This window comes from Nocardia sp. NPDC059764 (assembly GCF_042732555.1).
Classification (GTDB): domain Bacteria; phylum Actinomycetota; class Actinomycetes; order Mycobacteriales; family Mycobacteriaceae; genus Nocardia.
The window spans coordinates 1-16,178 of record NZ_JBHWHH010000163.1 but is presented as its reverse complement, the minus strand read 5'-3'; the positions used below and the strand labels follow the sequence as shown (position 1 = coordinate 16,178).

At 61.4% G+C, this 16,178-nt stretch carries 19 protein-coding genes and 1 pseudogene; 5 read left to right on the top strand and 15 right to left on the bottom strand.

The window, feature by feature from the left end; translation table 11 throughout:
* Nucleotides 1-82: 82 nt before the first annotated feature.
* A complete protein-coding gene (locus ACFV4K_RS28055) occupies nucleotides 83-721 on the bottom strand; it encodes an NAD(P)-dependent oxidoreductase (RefSeq protein WP_379278932.1) in 639 nt (212 codons plus the stop codon).
* A gap of 30 nt (nucleotides 722-751) precedes the next feature.
* A complete protein-coding gene (locus ACFV4K_RS28050) occupies nucleotides 752-1,681 on the bottom strand; it encodes an EamA family transporter (RefSeq protein WP_379278930.1) in 930 nt (309 codons plus the stop codon).
* Between the two features lie 110 nt (nucleotides 1,682-1,791).
* Here ACFV4K_RS28050 and ACFV4K_RS28045 point away from each other — a divergent pair, with 110 nt between their 5' ends.
* The gene (locus ACFV4K_RS28045; protein WP_379278928.1) at nucleotides 1,792-2,292 is read left to right on the top strand and encodes a MarR family winged helix-turn-helix transcriptional regulator; all 501 of its coding nucleotides are present in this window, start codon (nucleotides 1,792-1,794) and stop codon (nucleotides 2,290-2,292) included.
* Nucleotides 2,293-2,358: 66 nt separating this feature from the next.
* Here ACFV4K_RS28045 and ACFV4K_RS28040 read toward each other — a convergent pair whose 3' ends face one another.
* Complete coding sequence (locus tag ACFV4K_RS28040; protein ID WP_379278926.1) at nucleotides 2,359-2,682, bottom strand: helix-turn-helix domain-containing protein; 324 nt, start codon at nucleotides 2,680-2,682, stop codon at nucleotides 2,359-2,361.
* 137 nt (nucleotides 2,683-2,819) lie between these two features.
* On the opposite strand from ACFV4K_RS28040, the gene ACFV4K_RS28035 reads away from it, so the two are divergent.
* On the top strand, nucleotides 2,820-3,551 hold the full coding sequence (locus tag ACFV4K_RS28035; protein WP_379278924.1) for a helix-turn-helix domain-containing protein: 732 nt from the start codon (nucleotides 2,820-2,822) through the stop codon (nucleotides 3,549-3,551).
* A gap of 336 nt (nucleotides 3,552-3,887) precedes the next feature.
* On the opposite strand, the gene ACFV4K_RS28030 is transcribed toward ACFV4K_RS28035, so the two are convergent.
* The 3 genes from ACFV4K_RS28030 to ACFV4K_RS28020 are packed head-to-tail and all read right to left on the bottom strand — an operon-like array spanning nucleotide 3,888 to nucleotide 5,780.
* Nucleotides 3,888-4,574, bottom strand: coding sequence for a hypothetical protein (locus ACFV4K_RS28030; RefSeq protein WP_379278922.1), 687 nt, complete (start codon nucleotides 4,572-4,574; stop codon nucleotides 3,888-3,890).
* A complete protein-coding gene (locus ACFV4K_RS28025) occupies nucleotides 4,571-4,756 on the bottom strand; it encodes a hypothetical protein (RefSeq protein WP_379278920.1) in 186 nt (61 codons plus the stop codon). Before ACFV4K_RS28025 ends, ACFV4K_RS28030 begins: the two co-directional genes overlap by 4 nt.
* Before the next feature lie 58 nt (nucleotides 4,757-4,814).
* The gene (locus ACFV4K_RS28020; protein ID WP_379278919.1) at nucleotides 4,815-5,780 is read right to left on the bottom strand and encodes a helix-turn-helix domain-containing protein; all 966 of its coding nucleotides are present in this window, start codon (nucleotides 5,778-5,780) and stop codon (nucleotides 4,815-4,817) included.
* 182 nt (nucleotides 5,781-5,962) lie between these two features.
* On the opposite strand from ACFV4K_RS28020, the gene ACFV4K_RS28015 reads away from it, so the two are divergent.
* Both ACFV4K_RS28015 and ACFV4K_RS28010 read left to right on the top strand, forming a co-directional pair.
* Nucleotides 5,963-6,199: a hypothetical protein gene (locus ACFV4K_RS28015; protein WP_379278917.1), complete on the top strand. Its 237-nt coding sequence runs from the start codon at nucleotides 5,963-5,965 to the stop codon at nucleotides 6,197-6,199.
* 23 nt (nucleotides 6,200-6,222) lie between these two features.
* Nucleotides 6,223-6,426, top strand: a complete 204-nt coding sequence (locus ACFV4K_RS28010; RefSeq protein ID WP_379278915.1) for a hypothetical protein — start codon at nucleotides 6,223-6,225, stop codon at nucleotides 6,424-6,426.
* Here the strand turns inward: ACFV4K_RS28010 and ACFV4K_RS28005 are convergent.
* The 3 genes and pseudogenes from ACFV4K_RS28005 to ACFV4K_RS27995 form a co-directional block, all read right to left on the bottom strand.
* Nucleotides 6,417-6,767 (bottom strand): hypothetical protein, encoded by a 351-nt coding sequence (locus ACFV4K_RS28005; protein ID WP_379278913.1) that lies wholly within the window; start codon nucleotides 6,765-6,767, stop codon nucleotides 6,417-6,419. The genes ACFV4K_RS28010 and ACFV4K_RS28005 overlap by 10 nt on opposite strands.
* An 86-nt stretch (nucleotides 6,768-6,853) precedes the next feature.
* Nucleotides 6,854-7,330, bottom strand: coding sequence for a hypothetical protein (locus ACFV4K_RS28000; protein WP_379278912.1), 477 nt, complete (start codon nucleotides 7,328-7,330; stop codon nucleotides 6,854-6,856).
* A 181-nt stretch (nucleotides 7,331-7,511) separates the two neighbouring features.
* A pseudogene (locus ACFV4K_RS27995) lies at nucleotides 7,512-7,664 on the bottom strand (Imm1 family immunity protein); the annotation flags it as partial.
* Nucleotides 7,665-7,798: 134 nt separating this feature from the next.
* On the opposite strand from ACFV4K_RS27995, the gene ACFV4K_RS27990 reads away from it, so the two are divergent.
* On the top strand, nucleotides 7,799-8,008 hold the full coding sequence (locus tag ACFV4K_RS27990; protein ID WP_379278910.1) for a transposase: 210 nt from the start codon (nucleotides 7,799-7,801) through the stop codon (nucleotides 8,006-8,008).
* On the opposite strand, the gene ACFV4K_RS27985 is transcribed toward ACFV4K_RS27990, so the two are convergent.
* From ACFV4K_RS27985 to ACFV4K_RS27960, 6 genes are all read right to left on the bottom strand, one after another.
* A complete protein-coding gene (locus ACFV4K_RS27985; protein WP_379278908.1) occupies nucleotides 7,997-8,122 on the bottom strand; it encodes a hypothetical protein in 126 nt (41 codons plus the stop codon). The genes ACFV4K_RS27990 and ACFV4K_RS27985 overlap by 12 nt on opposite strands.
* A gap of 324 nt (nucleotides 8,123-8,446) precedes the next feature.
* A complete protein-coding gene (locus ACFV4K_RS27980; RefSeq protein WP_379278906.1) occupies nucleotides 8,447-9,223 on the bottom strand; it encodes a hypothetical protein in 777 nt (258 codons plus the stop codon).
* A 27-nt stretch (nucleotides 9,224-9,250) separates the two neighbouring features.
* The gene (locus ACFV4K_RS27975; protein ID WP_379278905.1) at nucleotides 9,251-11,743 is read right to left on the bottom strand and encodes a hypothetical protein; all 2,493 of its coding nucleotides are present in this window, start codon (nucleotides 11,741-11,743) and stop codon (nucleotides 9,251-9,253) included.
* Nucleotides 11,744-12,318: 575 nt separating this feature from the next.
* Entirely contained in the window at nucleotides 12,319-12,939 is a 621-nt protein-coding gene (locus ACFV4K_RS27970) for an N-acetylmuramoyl-L-alanine amidase (protein ID WP_379278903.1), read from the bottom strand.
* A 188-nt stretch (nucleotides 12,940-13,127) separates the two neighbouring features.
* Nucleotides 13,128-13,601, bottom strand: a complete 474-nt coding sequence (locus ACFV4K_RS27965) for a hypothetical protein (protein ID WP_379278901.1) — start codon at nucleotides 13,599-13,601, stop codon at nucleotides 13,128-13,130.
* 25 nt (nucleotides 13,602-13,626) lie between these two features.
* A complete protein-coding gene (locus ACFV4K_RS27960) occupies nucleotides 13,627-15,723 on the bottom strand; it encodes a hypothetical protein (RefSeq protein WP_379278900.1) in 2,097 nt (698 codons plus the stop codon).
* Nucleotides 15,724-16,178: the final 455 nt, after the last annotated feature.

Here is a 16,178-nt window from a genome sequence, read left to right as displayed (position 1 = left end):
CCGGGTCACCCCCCCCACCCCCCGGGCCGGCCCCGCCACCTCGGTCACGCCCCGCGGTGTTCTCGTTGTGCGGTAGCGGCTTTCAGTAGCCGACGGTGAATCGGACGCGGTGGTGGCGAGGATTCTCGATCTCGTCGAGCAGCGCGATCGCCATGTCCTCCATGGAGATCGAGGAATTGCCCTGGTCGTCGGCGATCATCTCGTCGAGACCGAACCGGAAGACGCCGGTCCGTTCACCGGGCTCGAACAGCGCGGGCGGGCTGACGTAGGTCCAGTTCACCGGGTGCGTGGTGTTCCGGAAAACCTCGAGCTGACGGCGGCCGCCCTCGGCGATCGGGCCCAGTTCGGCCGGGAACTCCGGCTGCTCGGCCAGGGTCCGGCCGGTTCCGGCGACGGTCAGGGTGCCCGCGCCGCCGACCACCAGCAGCCGGATTCCGCTGTCCGCCAGCCCTTCCAGCAGGGCCGCGGCGACCTCGGCCAGCTCGTGCTCGCTGCCGGGGACCGGGCGGGTCGCGCTGATCACGACATCGCTACCGGCACTGGCCTTCTCGACGGCGGCGGCATCGGCGGCATTGCCCGCCCACACCTCGACCTGCTCGGGCAGATGCCGCAGCCGCTCGGCGTCGCGGGCGACCGCGCGCACCCGGTGGCCCCGGCCCAGCGCCTCGGCCACGACCCGGCTGCCGGTATCTCCGCTGGCTCCGAACACTGTGATCTGCATGATGTTTCGCTCCTTCGCAAGGTTTTCGGATCAGGCCGCGGTGCGGGCCGGTGCGGGCGTGTCGGTGACGGGTTCGGGCGCCTTGGGCGCGGTGCCGGTCTGGCCGAGCAGGGTGCCGCCCAGCGCGATCGCCATGCCCAGGATCTGCAGCGGGGCCAGTGCCTGGCCGAGCGCGGCCCAGCCGATGACGGCCGCCGACAGCGGGCTGAGCAGGCCGAGGAACGAGACCGAGGTGGCCGGGGCCTTGGCGATGCCGCGGAACCACAGTGCGTACGCGGCGGCGGTGCCGATCAGGCCGAGGTAGAGGTAGCCGCCGATATTGCGGACGTCCAGCGCGGGCGGCGCGCCCTCGATGATGGCGGCCAGCGGCAGCAGCATGAGGCCACCGGCGGTCAGCTGCCAGCCGGTCATGGCGAGCGGGCTGACGCCGTCGGGGCGTCCCCAGCGCTTGGTCATCACGGTGCCGCCCGCCATGGAGGCCGCGCCCAGCAGACCGGCGATCACGCCGACGGTGTCGAGAACCGCTGTGGCCCTGAGGACTACGAGGGCGACGCCGAAGAGTCCGATCACACCGGCCAGCACCTTGCGCAGGGTGAGCCGCTCATTGAGCGCCACGGTGGCGATCCCCAGCGCGAAAAGCGGTGCGGCCGCGCCGAGTACGGCGGCGACGCCGCCCGGCAGGCGGTAGGCGGCCAGGAACAGCAGCGGCATGAAGATGCCGATGTTCAGCGCGCCCAGCACCGCGGCGCGGCCGATCCACTGTCCGTGCGGCAGCTTGCGAGTGATCGCCAGCAGCAGCAGTCCGGCGGGCAGGGCCCGCATGAGCGCGGTGAACATGGGCCGGTCCGGCGGCAGGAACGTCGTCGTGATCGCGTAGGTCGACCCGAAAACCAACGGTGCGAGGGCAGTGACGGCGAGGGTTCCCGCGAGTCCTGCGGCGCCGGCGCGTGTGGTGGTCATCGATAGCTCCTCATTGATAATCTCAACGTTGAGATAACACCATCCCGGATACCTCAGCGTCAAGTATCTCAACGTTGAGATTATTTCTGGAACCGAAAGGAGCAGGTCACATGCCCGACGCAGTCGACCAGATCACCGCGGCCTGGCGTCAGCAGCGCCCCGACGTCGACAGCTCCCCCATGGAGATCTTCGGCCGCATCTCCCGCCTGGCCCACATCATCGAGCGCGAACTCACCGACTTCTTCCGCGCTCAGGGCCTGGAGTTCTGGGAGTTCGACGTCCTCGCCACCCTCCGCCGCTCCGGCAACGACTCCGGCCTCACCGCGGGCGCCCTCAACAAGGCCGCCATGCGCACCTCCGGCGCCATCACCAACCGCATCGACCGCCTGGTCGCCAAGGACCTGGTCGAACGCGTCCCCGACCCCGTCGACCGCCGTGCCATCCGAGTCCGCCTCACCGACACCGGCCGCACCCTCGTCGACAATGTCCTGCCCTTGCACATGGAGAACGAACAACGCCTTTTGGCGGACCTCACCCCCGCCGACCGAGAAGCCTTGATCCCCCTCCTCCGCAAGTTCTCCGAATCCCTCGGCGACCTCTCCCTGGACTGAAACACAAAAGGGCGGCACCCTCTTTTCGAGAGTGCCGCCCTTCGAGCCGAATTATCCGGCCCGAGTTCACGTTTCATTCCTGCACATCCAGCAGCCATCATTGGGCAAGCAGTCCGCGGCGGGCAACAGATTCTGGACATCCTGCCCGAGCGCCGCGGCGACGAGGATCAACTCATCCACCCGGAACGAACCGGCCCGAGCCCTCCGGTCGGCGAGCGCAGCTGCCGTCATCCCGACTCGTTCCCCCAGGTCAACGTCACTCACCCCCGCCTCCTTCATGGCCCGCTCGACCCGCGCCCCGACACACCTGTCCATCCAGCCCACAAGACCGCCTTCCGCCCCTTCGCCCACCGCCACCACCGGCCCCGCCATCGCGGCCCCCGGCAGCATTTGAGCTATCGTTCGAACATGTGTTCTATTATCCGAGGAAACAAGATCGGAGTTCAACGACCCCCGCCCGCACAATCCGTGGGACACCCCGGCCGTACATAGCTCAATACAAATGTTCGGGAGATAGGTGAAACCAGTTGGCCGACAACCTTTTCGGTGACTACATCCGCCAACGCCGCCAGGCCGCCTGGCTCACCCGAACAGACCTCGCCAAGCAGGCGAACCTGTCTGTCTCCCTCATCGAAAAGATCGAACTAGGCACCCGCCAACCCACCCTCCACGCCCTGCAAATCCTCTTCGACACCCTCGACGTGGCCCCCATGTACCGCCGCCACATCCTCGACCTGAGCCTCCCGGGCCTCCTGGGCCCACCACCGCCCGCCACACCCCCGAAACCCGGCCCCGACGACCTGGCGGCCCTATCCGCCATCGAAACCCCAGCCTCCTTCTACACACTCCCAACCTTCACGATCATCGCCGCCAACCCCGCCCACCAGCAGCTGTTCCCGGGCCTACTCCCCGGCGTCAGCTTTCCGGAGTGGCTATTCCTGAATCCGGCTGCCCGAAACGTGATCGTGGACTGGCGCGAGGAGGCCCGCCGATGCCTCCACAGCATCCGCCAACTGTCGCCGAATGCCGCGACGGAGAAACGCCTTTCATCGATCCTCGCCAGTTGCAGCCAAGCCCCCGAATGGGACGACCTATGGCCCGACAAAGACCGCCGAGCCTTCAACCCCCACCTGTCAGTCCGCAGCGCCACCACCCAACAAACCCACGAACTCCGCGTCCACACCTACTCCCCCGAATACCCCCACCGCACCTGGTGGCTCTGCCACCTGGTGCCCACTCCCCCACCACCCGCTTCGTAACCCGCACTACCGATGTTTCCAGTTACCAATCGAAGGTTCAGATTCGCATGCGTCAGCTGGCTCCAAGGTCATATGCCCGACCGAATAGGCTCCGCACGCATAGGCCAGCCAGTACAATTGCTCGTCACCAACGCAGGGTTCCGAATGCGTATCGACCCAGATATTAACCACATCACCACCTGAATAGGTGACGTCCCACCAGAACCAACTTCGATTCTGCGGATCAAGCGTGAAGAGCCACTCCCGTCTACCTTCACCTCAAACCGCTCGAGCAGCATGCCACGAGGTGCATTGATCGGCTTCGAGAAGACCCGTAACCTCTCCGCCTTCAACTCCTCAGCAGTCATGATCCAAAACACTTGAACTCGGGCTGATCCCACCCCAGGCGATCACATCCATCGGATTGTCATCCTCGTCGAGCGGCGGTTCGATACCGAACTCCAAGGGGGTCCCGAACGTGGTTGGCTCACTTGGCACGCCATCACTGCCGAGAAGGTTGTTCATGCCGGCGATAAGGTTCGCCAATCGAGGAGAATTCTGCTGGTGGATCGCCTCGTGTGGCTCCCCGCGAAAGTTGTGGGTCATCCAAAGATCGTGGTGCACTTCCAAATTGACGACAGATCTTGGCCCGACCAAATCCATGTCGAGAGTCGCCAGCCGATCCTCCGTCCGAATCGATCCGTCCGAATCGATCCACTCACCTGGTCCGGAAATCGAAATCTCCTCGATGTCGGCTTCCGATCCGATGTCGCACCCGCGCATCGCAAGCAACTCTGCTGCCACCGCAGGGTCATCGAGTGGCCCGGCAAGCGGAATGGTGGTGCTGGCCTGCCGAATTCGCCTACCGCCCAGGCGCCAGCGGCACGATACCTCCGCTGGTAGGACGATCCGCTCCTGCTCAGCGAGCCGCCCAATCTCGGCTGCCCATCGGAACTGTGTTGCGATATCGGTTTCAGACGCCTCAGGCCACCACGTCCACATGAAGCTCCACCGTCGGGCACGCATGATTTCGGTCGGGCTCATGCGGGTATGACACCGATCCGCTGGGCGAGTTTGCCGAGGTCTCCGGTGGTCAGATCCCGTTTTGCGGTCCGCATCATGTGACCGACGAGTTCACGCACGGGCGGCATGGTTCGAACATGCTGGGGTGCGGCATGTTCGGCCCGCAGCAGGGCGTAGAGGGATTCGCGATAGTTCTTCCGCATGGCGTGGGCCTTGCCGACCTCCACGAAGTACTGAGCGCGACGTCCTTCATTCGGTAGATCATCGGGCGACAGGGTGGGCGCGAGGCCGAGCACCCTCGCCCGGCTCCCGCCGCTCCATCGCCGCGCTCATCCGCCAGAGTGCGACATTGGCCAGACCGAACGATTCATTGTGCGCGACAGAGGTATTCGGCATAGCAGAGGCCAGCCGACCCGCCTGTTCCACCGCCTCCGTGAGATGCGGTTCTGGGTCGATGCCCATCGTGGCCACGACGATCGACGCCTGCAGGTGCAGCATCCCGTATGTCTCTATCTCGCCGACCGTGCACACATCGCCGGCGATCTTCGAGGCCATGCCCATGGTCGTTGACAAGGCGGCCGGTAGCGCCCCCGGCCTGGAGAGCATGATCTGGCCCTGACTGAAAGCGGCAGCGGCGTATTGGGCCGGAGAACCGATGCGGTCCGCCGCCCGGCCGACCTCTTGCGCAGCGGTCCATGCCAGCGAGTGATACCCGCGTGCCCGGAGCGCCGAAGCGACTCCGTACGCGACGGTTCCGAGCACATCCCACGCCTGTTCGCTGTCGGTATCGCGGACATGCCGATAGGCGTCGGTCAACATCGGCACGAGCATCGGTCCGAGCGCGGCGTAGTCACAATCGTTGCGTAGCTTGGTCGCCTGGCAGGAATCCGCGGTGAGTTCGTCCAACGTGCGAGGCACCCGGGTATCGGTGATGTCGCCCCGCGTCCACAGCACCGTCTCCAAATCCGGTACGACCGAATGGAATCCAGCGGTCGAGCGATCCATTCGATCCTGTTCGTGCCCGGTCAGATCACCGATCGTGACTCCAAGCGCCGCTGCCAGATCCAGCAGCGTGCGCCGCGAATCCACAGGACGCTCACCATTTTCATACTTCGCGATGGCCCCGCGGCTGAGCCCGACCCGATCGGCGAGCACCTGCTGGGTGATCCCCCGCCGCATCCGAATCGCAAGAACCCGCTGCCCGATGTATCGGTCTTCGCCGCCCATGCGTGCTCCCTCGATAGCACTGACAAGCCACATGTTACGTGCCCTGCCCCGCCACGGGACAAGGTCAGCGCCGCCGGCTGCCAAGGTCTGATCACGGGGTTTCCGCCGCCGGGCTATCGGCAACCGCAATCCGGTCAGCGGCCGCCCGGCCACAGATAGGCAGGCGATCCAAGGAGGTAACGGTGGTAATCGGAAGCATGGCGGAAGCCGCGGTGCTGGGAGTACTCGCACCCGGCGGAATGCTGACAGCCGCACAGATCAGCGAGCAAGCAAAGATCAGCGGATGGTCGGCCCGCCGAGCAATCGGCCAACTGGAGTCGCACGGCCTGATCATGGCCACCACGTACGCCTCGCGCTGGTCGATCACTCCCCGCGGCCGCGCGGCCTGGACCACCAAGTTCCACAGGTACGCGCAATGAACCCGAGCGGAATCCCGCCAGCAGTGAGAACTGACACGCGGCATGCCCAAGCAGTCGGCCGCTACCTCCAGTTCTCGGATGGCTCATGGGCCATCGTCGGCGCGGACGGGTGGCCGGTCGATCTGGAGACCTATGAAGCCAACGCGGTTGAGTTCCAGAGCCGCGAACTCGAAGACAACCAAGGCGAAGATTGCTCACTTTCCTGCTACGAAGGAAATCAGCCTTGACCACGCAGGAAGGTTTCAAAATCTCCCAACGCGCGCGAGAAGTCTGCTTCCGAAATTCTTATAGTATCGAACTGGTCGTGATACGACCTGATCTCAACACTATCCTCTCCGATCAAAGTGGCAACAGTGGCGTTGAATGCGATCCCGGTTGGGTCTTCTGGATAGTGACGCTTGATTGCGTCCCACTCGGGCCGAACCCAGCTGACAGTTTCAAAGTCACGCATATCATCAAAATAGTCCGAAATCGCTCGACATACACCAATTTCCATCTGCGAGTTCTCCGCGATTACAAACCCATCATCGCCGTAGGAGAATCTCCACCCACTCTTGCCGATTACCACAACTACCCTCCTGCGAAGAAGGCCAGCGATACGCTGACGTGCAGGCTTCCCGCTCCGCAATGAATACCACGGCTATAGTCGGTACTTCAGTCCACACCCGGTCCCGAAGGTACGCTAGCCTCCTCGATACTCGGCGCCTTAAGCCAGAAGAGTACATCGGACTGTTCTGCAGAATAAAATGCATAGAAGACTTCATATGCACAGGACCGCGAAACTGGAGTATCGGCCGACAGTAAAGCATGCAAGACTGCCCACGACATCGAACTCCAGTGAAATAGCCTGTCTTCCCGCAGATCCGACAGCAGGGCGAGATCCCGAGCCAGCCGCGCGGCGGAATCGTCATACGACGCACGGCGCGCGATCTCCAGAACTGCATTGTTCCTATCGGGCCCCTTCTCACGGGATATCTTCATAAGATCGGGCATACCCAAAGCATCGAAATCGGATTGATTATCTCTCGGACCTGAAAATTCCAACTCACTCAATTTGCCGAAATGATCTTCATCGAACAGGCCCAGCAGTTCTGGATCGATATCATAGAAATCGCCCGTACCATCAGTCATGAGCTTCTCCCATCTTGGAACCCGAACGTAGTTGGCTCACGACAGCGATCGGCCGGATGGCCTGCTCACCGTGCCCGACCACTCGGGCGACAGTCTCGCGAATCGCGTCCTTCACGAGTCGATTACAGTTCCGACATCCCATGCCCTCGAAATCTGACCACTATTCGGGTTCGGCGTCAATCTAATCCTGCCATTCCACGTTGTCCGGTCTCCCCCCACCGCTCTGATACAAGAGAATTAGTGCAGTCTTCACATCGGATAAGCCGATTTTGGAGTCAGAGGCGAAGTATCGGGGATTTCCGAAGTCGAAGTAGACAAGTGGCTCGCTAGAGACATACCGCCCTCTACTGAAAACGCCCCTTCGGGACTCACTAAATAGATGCTTCCAGCATCATTTCCAATGTCAATACCGACGCCGACATGAGCTATATGGGATCCATCCGAGTTGATAGCAAATATCGTCGATAATTGCACTTCCTGCCCCCGTATGCCCCGCACCTCAACCCCGACGAGCTGGTCAACGCCGACCTGAAACGCACTCTCGCCGACCAAGTCATCACCAGCCCCGACCAGATGCACACGCGGTCCGATCGTTCTTCCACCGCGTCCAGAAACTCCCGAATCGGGTCCGCGGCTACTTCCAAGCCCCCATACACGGTTTACGCCTCAATCATTTAGTTTCAGATCAATAATATGATCGATGACCGCCGCAAGTTCCTCCCCCGATGCGGGAAGAATTGGGGAGCCTCTATGCTGTGGCAGATACGCAGTTTCGAAGAGGATTTCACCCATGAAGCTCCTTTAGATTTCAGGCGGCAATTCGGAATCCACGGAATGAGGTGACCCACCCGACCATACGACATCGATCGCACCCTCCGGATCAACCAGGTAGTGCAGCGTCTCCATACTGCCACGGCAGGGGCGATTGGCGTTTTTAATAACAACAATCATAGACTATTAACCACTTTCAAGCGCGGCAATCACGGCTTTCGGCTCCACATCTCGGGAGCATAATCCCTCAATGATGACCTCCAGCTCGAACCGGAATCAGCTAATGTTATGGCACGACATCGAACCAGTCCCGCCAACTCACATTTGCCGGCCTGGCACCGCAATTCAGGTCAGCCGATGAGGCCATCCAAGTGCCTTGCGGACCTCCTGGATATCCATCCACGTAACACCGAACGGGTCGTCACCAATCTGAATAGTGGTTCCAGATCCAAAGGAATCGACGATTACATGGGCTGGCCAATCAATACCTTTAGGAATCCGAACAGCCTCAGCATCAAAATACGTCAACCAGCCGAGCGTACTTTGCCATTCGATACGATTCCTTTCGGGATTCCCCGCCGGAATATCGGGTTTCTGTCCCGAATGCTCACCTTGATCGATCCACCTGCAGTAACGTGGAGACCAGCTCTTTACCAGAATATGAATGATGCTCCTTATCTGGTCGGGCGAGAATGCATTCTTGGGAATGCCATATTCACCCTCACTATCTGGCACGTCACCAAGTATCTGGATTATCGAATCAACACCTTCCTTTCCTCCAACCGTTAGGTGAAATCCGATCGCCCCATCTCCGAATCCGGTAGATATATGAGCACGGATACGCCCGGTCGGATCTACGAAACTGGGGTCCTCGACTGGATCTGGACGGGCTGCGCGGTCGAACATCGACATCACCGATCGAGGATCCGAGCAATCCACCCCAATCATATCGTCAGCGCCATCAAATTGCGCCCACCAGCCAACATCCACCCATTGCTGCTTGAACAAATCACTAACCCGCGCCAAATCGTTCCACATGCTCACGAACCGGTCGACCTGAATTTCCCGGCCAACCTGTTCCGAACGATTAGCCCAAGCAAGCGAAAAAGCGTACTGATGCAATCTAGACTCCATTCCGTTACGGCTTCATCACAAAGGGGGGAAGCCCTTGTTTATCAGAAATTCATTGAAGGTCACATTCCTACGCGGGTGCATCACGCCATGCCGCTCAAGAACTGAAAGATACTCTTGCGAATCGAGAATATAGAATTCACCATTCGAAATCTCTTCCGAGAACATGTTGGCAAACCCTCGAGCAACGTCCACCTTATCCGTTACGACCACGAAAGGATAGTCCTTACCGAATAGCTCTTGAAATAGCTCAAATTTCGCCCGTATCCCCTTCGCGTCCTTTGGAATCATAAATTTCAGAACAAATTTGTTCGGCCTGCCAGTGCGCGGGTCGAGCTTGACCTCCCAGTAACCCTTGAAATCAACACCGGAATGTATCTCCTGAATATAGGCATCAATCTTTCGAGAGCCGTACGGCGTGGTTGGATCCGGCAGGAACACCGACGTGCCTGCGTGTGTATCGAGGTTCAAATACTCTTCATAGGCACGGTTGTACTCGATTTCGCCCTTCTTGTTAATGAGCCCGCCCTCTCCGTCAGGTGCAAGGATGGGCTCGTCTGGAGGATGGCCCTTAGATGGTTTGCTTCCATATCGTACCGGCTTTCCAGGGCCCGACACCTCGAAGGCTGGGTTCCGACCGGACGAACCGCTAGCCGGGCCTCCGAGTCCATCGGAGCCACCTGCATTGCCTGCATCGGTATTTCGTACGCTCGGGTTTTGTGGTAAACCGCCGCTGTTCTGCGGAACTCGGTTGACAACCTCTGAACCAAGTTGGCTTCCGACTCTTGCTGGCACCCCGTCGACAGCCATCATGGCGGTCACCTCGGCCTCGAAGGTGACGCTCTTCGCCTTTTCAGTTGTTCGGATTTCCGCCATCCGCAGTTGCAGCTGTTGGACGTCGAGTCCTTGCTGGGCGACGCTCTGAGCGAGTTCGAATTTCTCCAAACTCGGCTGGCGGTCCAGGACCATTTTGATCGGGAATGCCGGGGTTGCGGCGGCGGGATTGACTATTCCGGACCCGAGCGTCGCCGGTAGTTTCGGCAGCGGTTTTATCGGCGCGGGAAGGGGCATTTCGGGAACGCCTGGGCTTCCCTTGACGCTGTTTTTGCCGAGCCTGGCGAGGACTGCCCAGACCAGGACGGAGTTGGGGTCGCGGAAGTCGGGGAGCAGCCCGGTGGCCATGCCCAGGTAGTTGAGGCCGCCGACGGTGTTGCCTTTGTCGAATTCCTTCTGGGCGGCTTTGACGTTGTCGCCCATCGCTTGCCCGATGGTGTCGATGGTCGGGAGGTTGGGGTGGTAGCCGAGTGCTTCTCCGACTGAGTTGGCCGGTTCGCCGAGGTCGGTCATTGCGAACAAGCCTGTAACCACGTGTCCGAGTGATCTGGCGGTGCCGTTGATGCTGAGCTTGTCGAACCAGGCTTTCCATGTCTTGCTGGGGTCTTCCAAGGACTCCCCGTTGGCGGCCGGCAGGTAGGCGCGGCCCACTGGGGTGAGCGAGCCGCCGCTGGTGGCCGATGTCAGGCCGGCGACGCCTTGGGCGGCCTTCTGCTGGACAGCGCCGAGCGCCGCGGCGAGTCCATCGGTGATCCAGCCCCCGGCGGTCAGGCGGGCGTCGTTGCCCTTCGACCAGAAACCGTCGCCGGAGTCGGCTCTCGGTGCCGGCAGGTGGTTGACCACATCGCCGTTGGCGTTGTATTCGGTGATCGCCCCGTTGTCGAATTTGGCGCGATAGCCGCCGCCTGGCAGCGGTTCGGCCACTCCCCGTTCGCCGGTACTGGGGTTCTCGAACGGGCCGTCGGGCTGTCCTTGGGCATTGACCGTCATGGTCGTGCCGGTGGTTCTCTTGATGCGTAATCCGGTGTCGCTCATCGCGATACCGGCGATCCCCATGGTCGGATTGGCGATGTCGATCTGGGTGGCTTGCTGGTTGTCATCGAGCTTGGCGGTCCAGCTGGTGCCACCGAGGAACGGATGCGGCTGGTTTACCGTGATTCTGGTGTCGACGACCGGTATCGGTTCGGCACGGCCGGGGAGCACCAGGACTGTTGTGGTGGCAGTGATTTCGCCGGGGTACGTGGTGCCATTGACGTCTATGGCGCCCGGATAGGTAGTGGGACTCCCTGGTATGACGGTGAGACCGGACGGCAGGGTCTTGGTTTCACCGGGAGCGGGCCAATTGATGACGTCCAGCGGACCCAACGGTAGTGGCGTCGGGGGCGTGTCCACTACATATCCTTGTTCCGCTGTGCGGACGGTCCCGTCAGGGTTGATCAGTGTGGGGAAGAATGGGGCGATGCCGGGACTGAACTTCTTAGGGGTGGCCGGGTCCGCCGGCGTGGGTTGACCGCTGGCATTCGGGGTCTGGCCACCTGTTGCCGGTTGCGGGGATGGCCGTGGCTGCTCGATCGTCGGCTGACTCGGATTCGGTTGTGCACCTGCGCCGTTGGGTTGATCATCGAACTTGTCCATCTGGTGCGGATTGGGTCGTACCGGCATGATCGGCGCGGTCACCCCACGTAGAGGTGTCGACGGGACTGCCGCAGCGGCCGGACCCCCGGCTGTCGGCTGGGCGAGTTCCTTGGCGCGCATGATGCGGTCGAACTTGCGGACGGCATCTTCGGGCGAAGAGACGGTGATGTTGTGAACCCGGGGGGGCGGGCCCGGGCGGGGCAGCCCGGTAGTTCGCGGTCATCCGGTCCCACGCCGCGGCTCGTTCGGCTACCCAGGGCGGCGGTTCGGGCGACCCGTGCAGGGAGATCGACATGAGATCTCGCGCCTTTCGTATGGGCATGACAAAGGCCCAATCCCGAACCTGGGATTGGGCCTTCACGCGGAAGCTGAAGTTGTGGGTGGGGCGGCTACGTTTCGGTGCGAGCCGAACGGCTCAGATCACGACCGAGGTTTCGCCGTTTCAGAAGAGCGGCGGTGCGCGCCGAGCTCAGGTTGTTGAAGTTGGCTACCTGGCCGCCGTGTCCGGCGCTGGTGGATCCGCTGCCGATGGGGTTGCCTGAAGTCCAGGCAGAAAGTGGGCGCGCGGATCGTGCGGAGAACATCGGTGGTGTCGAGTCGGACATGGCCGAGACCTCCTAGTGTTCGAGTCGCTCGAGGCGGGTGTAGATGTCGGCGAGGGCGTCGACTACCGTGCGGTTGCCGAGTTGGGGCCAGCCGGCGTACTGGCCCGTGTCGCGCTGGGACTGGCCGCACAGTTGTTCGCGGATGTCTTTGACATCGCTGCCGATCGGGCCGCAGAAGGCGGTGATGAAGTCCTGAATCTGGGTGACTTCGGCTGCGCTCATGGGAGCGTCCTCTCCGTGGATGAGGGCCTGGACATCGCGGCGGAATTCGTCCATGTCGATGCCGGCGGGGTCGATCTTTCCTTCGGCGCTGTATTCGCGGTGGGCCACGCAGTCGTCGGCGGATCGGCCGATGCGCTTCAGGATGGCGGCGCAGCCGCGTTTGTAGGCGTCGAGTTGTGTTGGGGTCCAGTCGGTTCCGTCGCCGCGAGAGACGGCCTCGATGCCGATGGTGTGGTAGTTGGCGTTGTTGGTGGGCCAGCCGGGCCAGGAGCCGCGGCCGGCGTGCCAGCAGACGCCGGCGGCGATGACGCGGAAGGTGCCGTCGCGTTCCAGGACCAGCTGGGCCAGTGGGCCTTCCAGGTCGGGGCGGCCGTATTGCAGGAATCGGTTATGGCAGGCCGCCCGACGCACGAAATTTCTACGCAGGCTTCTTCGCCGTGCGCGACATCGATATCCACCGCAGCCCCAGCTAGATTAGAGCATTGGATCAGAGAACTAACCGAATGTGCGGTCGATACCTTCGGAATCGGCCCGACTATCGAGGGGCAGTCACTCCGAATGCCCCGCACCAGCACGTTTCCGCTGCGCGCCAAAAAAGCTCAGTCATCAATGAGTTCGATCCCCAACAGTTTACCATGCCGATAAGTCCTGATCTCAACGATTTCCTTTTCGGAGTTATACACGTACTCGACTCGCTCGATCAGAGCCCCGGATGGATCAAGAATCTCTTCGTATGTCGTGTCATCGTCGATATCCGACTGCTCTACCACAATCATATTTACACAATCTCCTTTTCGCATAATGAAGCCCTTGCGAAGAGATCCAGACTCGTCCTGCTCGGCCCGGGTCCAGATCTCACCGCGCACGCCCGGGTAGTTGTTCGCGTGCCACCTCAATAGAGGATCTACATCCGATACGTCCAGGTACTTCACATTCTGAGGAGCGCCATCCTCGAAGATGACCTTCTGAACCATGGCGTCCTGCTTGAAAGCAGCGAAAACGAATCCCGTTTTCGGATGGTTCCCGATATCCAGGATTTCATACCACTCACCCGTCGTGAGATCGACGTCCATGTATGCAACTCGATCGGCCTCGAGATCATCGCAGATAGGGAGCAACAAGGTACTCACCACCTTCCTTCATTAGAGATATCTGAATCTTCTGCCCACCGGACAACGTCTCATGAATTACCGCTCCAATGTTATCAGCGTCACTTCTCGGCATCCACCGATTATAGGGCAATTTCCCTTTCGGAATCTCCTTCTGGATGGATTTCCTTACCTTATCTTTTTCGGTATTCCGGAGGAACTGTAGGCCGTACTTATCGAACTTAGCCACGCTGACGACCAATGCTATATCGACATCGCCAGCCGAAGGTTTGTGCACCGAGCTCCCTTGAACCAATAGCTCGACATCATCGGGATTTATGCCGCGCATGCCAGCAGCCTCAAGAACTGCGGCCTTGGCTTCTTCGAAATGAGCCTTCGAATCGAAAAGGTAAGGGAATCCACGTGTACGAACCTCCGCCAGATTGGCAAGACTCTCGTTCAGCCGTGAAACAACGTCGTCGACTCCACTAAAATCAGGGACAGACTTACGTCCCTTGATTCCGTACTGATGGAGCAGTCCGGCCACGTCCTCGCCCTGCACGTCCAGCATCGCTTGCACAGCTCGCAGATCATCGGACGATGCCCGAGCCAGCGCCATCTGCGCATCTGGCACCAGTTGCGTGCCAGCGACCCGTAGATCAGAGGGGGAACTGAGCGCAACCGACTCGCCACCGGATGTTCGGCCAAAAGTCCAATGCGAAAACTCCGCGGGATCGGCGAGACGCGATGGACTGAATCGCGGTATCACTGTTGGGGCGGCGGGAACATCGAGGAGCGGATGCGTTCCCTGCATCAGAACCGGAATATCCTCGAGCACGATCGAGGCTTCCTGGGTCACCGAATTCCGTGCCGCCGCATCGGCGTATGGCACAATATCGGGGACCGTTCCGGGATCATGTGCCGCAACGCTTTCGGCTCTCGGAGTCGTCGGGCGTGGCAGTTGCGGCACCGCATCCGGGTGCAGGTTCGAAACACCCGATTCCATTGGGTGTGGAGCGCTGATATGGGACGGTGGGATTTCGGAGTGTTGACCGAACTCCTCCACTTCCTTTGCGAGCTGTTGGCCTTGGAATTCGCGGCTGATCCGGAGTGCATCCAGCGCGGAGTCCGAAGCCTTCAGAGATGCCATGAGTTCCGGCGCGATGGCGCGGAGGCCAGCGCGGGCGCCGGCCGCGGCGGCGCCGCCGACTCCCGGGAGCATGAGCACGTTCAAGCCGAGTTGTGCTGCGGCCCCAGCGATTTCCCAGCCGCTGTGGTCACCACGGTCGTGTGCGACATCCCACAGGACGATGGCCGGGCCAATCGTCATGTCGACGAGGAAGCCGCCGGCCGCAGTCCGGATGTCGACATCAGGACGATTGGCTTCCAGAATCTGCTGACGGATCTCGGCCGGTGTGTACTTGGCTGGTGCGGTGTACCGCGCAGGTTTGGTGGGATCGGACAAAAACTGGGTCTTGTCGTCCCGCAGAAACCTCTCGACCGCAGGGTCATTCCATTGGATTCCTGCGTCGTGCAAACGACGGAATGCCGCCTGCTGAAGAGCGCGCTCGTCATCGTTGCGCGGCTCGAAGAATGCTCGTTCGAGATCGTTGCGCTGTTCGATGATGGTGTATCTGGCAGCCTCCAAACGCTGTTGAGCCACGTCGTAGGGGCTGCCTGGTCCGACCCATGGGGTCGGGCCCGCTTTCAGGATCGCCAAATCATCGGCCAGCTGTTGCGGTGTGTACTCGGGATTGGTTCGGAATCTCGTGTTGGGACTCGAGATAGAGATCGGAACCGTACCGGGAGTGCTCGGCACAGGCAGCACGCACGAGGCCGTGACCTGGATATCAGTCGTCTTCGGAACGCCGACCGGATTCTGGACCGGGATGCCCGGGAACAACGACTTCGGCCCGCTGTCGACTGCCGAACCTGGCTCGGCCGAAGTCATCGCGCCGACGATTTGATCGACGGCCGCAGCAGTCGGTGACCGCGGGTAATCTTTAGGATCGACTCCCGGCAGCGCCAGTTCGGCCAGCGTTGTCGGAGCAGGGCCCTGCTGGGGCAGGCCGCCTTGATCAGGCGGCAGGTACATCTGCTCGAGCACGCTCGGCGGCCTTGGCTGCGGACCCGGCTGCGCCTTCGGTTGGGTGGGTTGCGGTTTCGGCGTGTTCGGTGCGGGGGTTCGGGGCGTGGTAGCCGGCGGCGACACAGGATCGTTGGGCGCGGGGAGATTCGGGCTCGGATGCTGTTGCATCCGGCGCTCAGCCTCAGCGGCCAAGTCCGGGCTGAAGGGACCCGGCAACGCGGAGATCGGTCGCAGGACCGACAACGGTCGAGGAGTGACCGGAGAAGGACCCAACCCACTCGGCAAAGTCAGGTTCTCGGCACGTTTGAGGCGGTTGAAGATTCGGGCCGCGTCCATGGGAGAGGACACGGAGAAGTTGTGGATACGAACACCGGCATCCGTCGGTGGATCGGCCCCGGGAACTGATGGCATGGCAGGTCCGGACTTTCGTGATGTGGACATGTGTAAGGCCCAATCCCCTAATGGGATTGGGC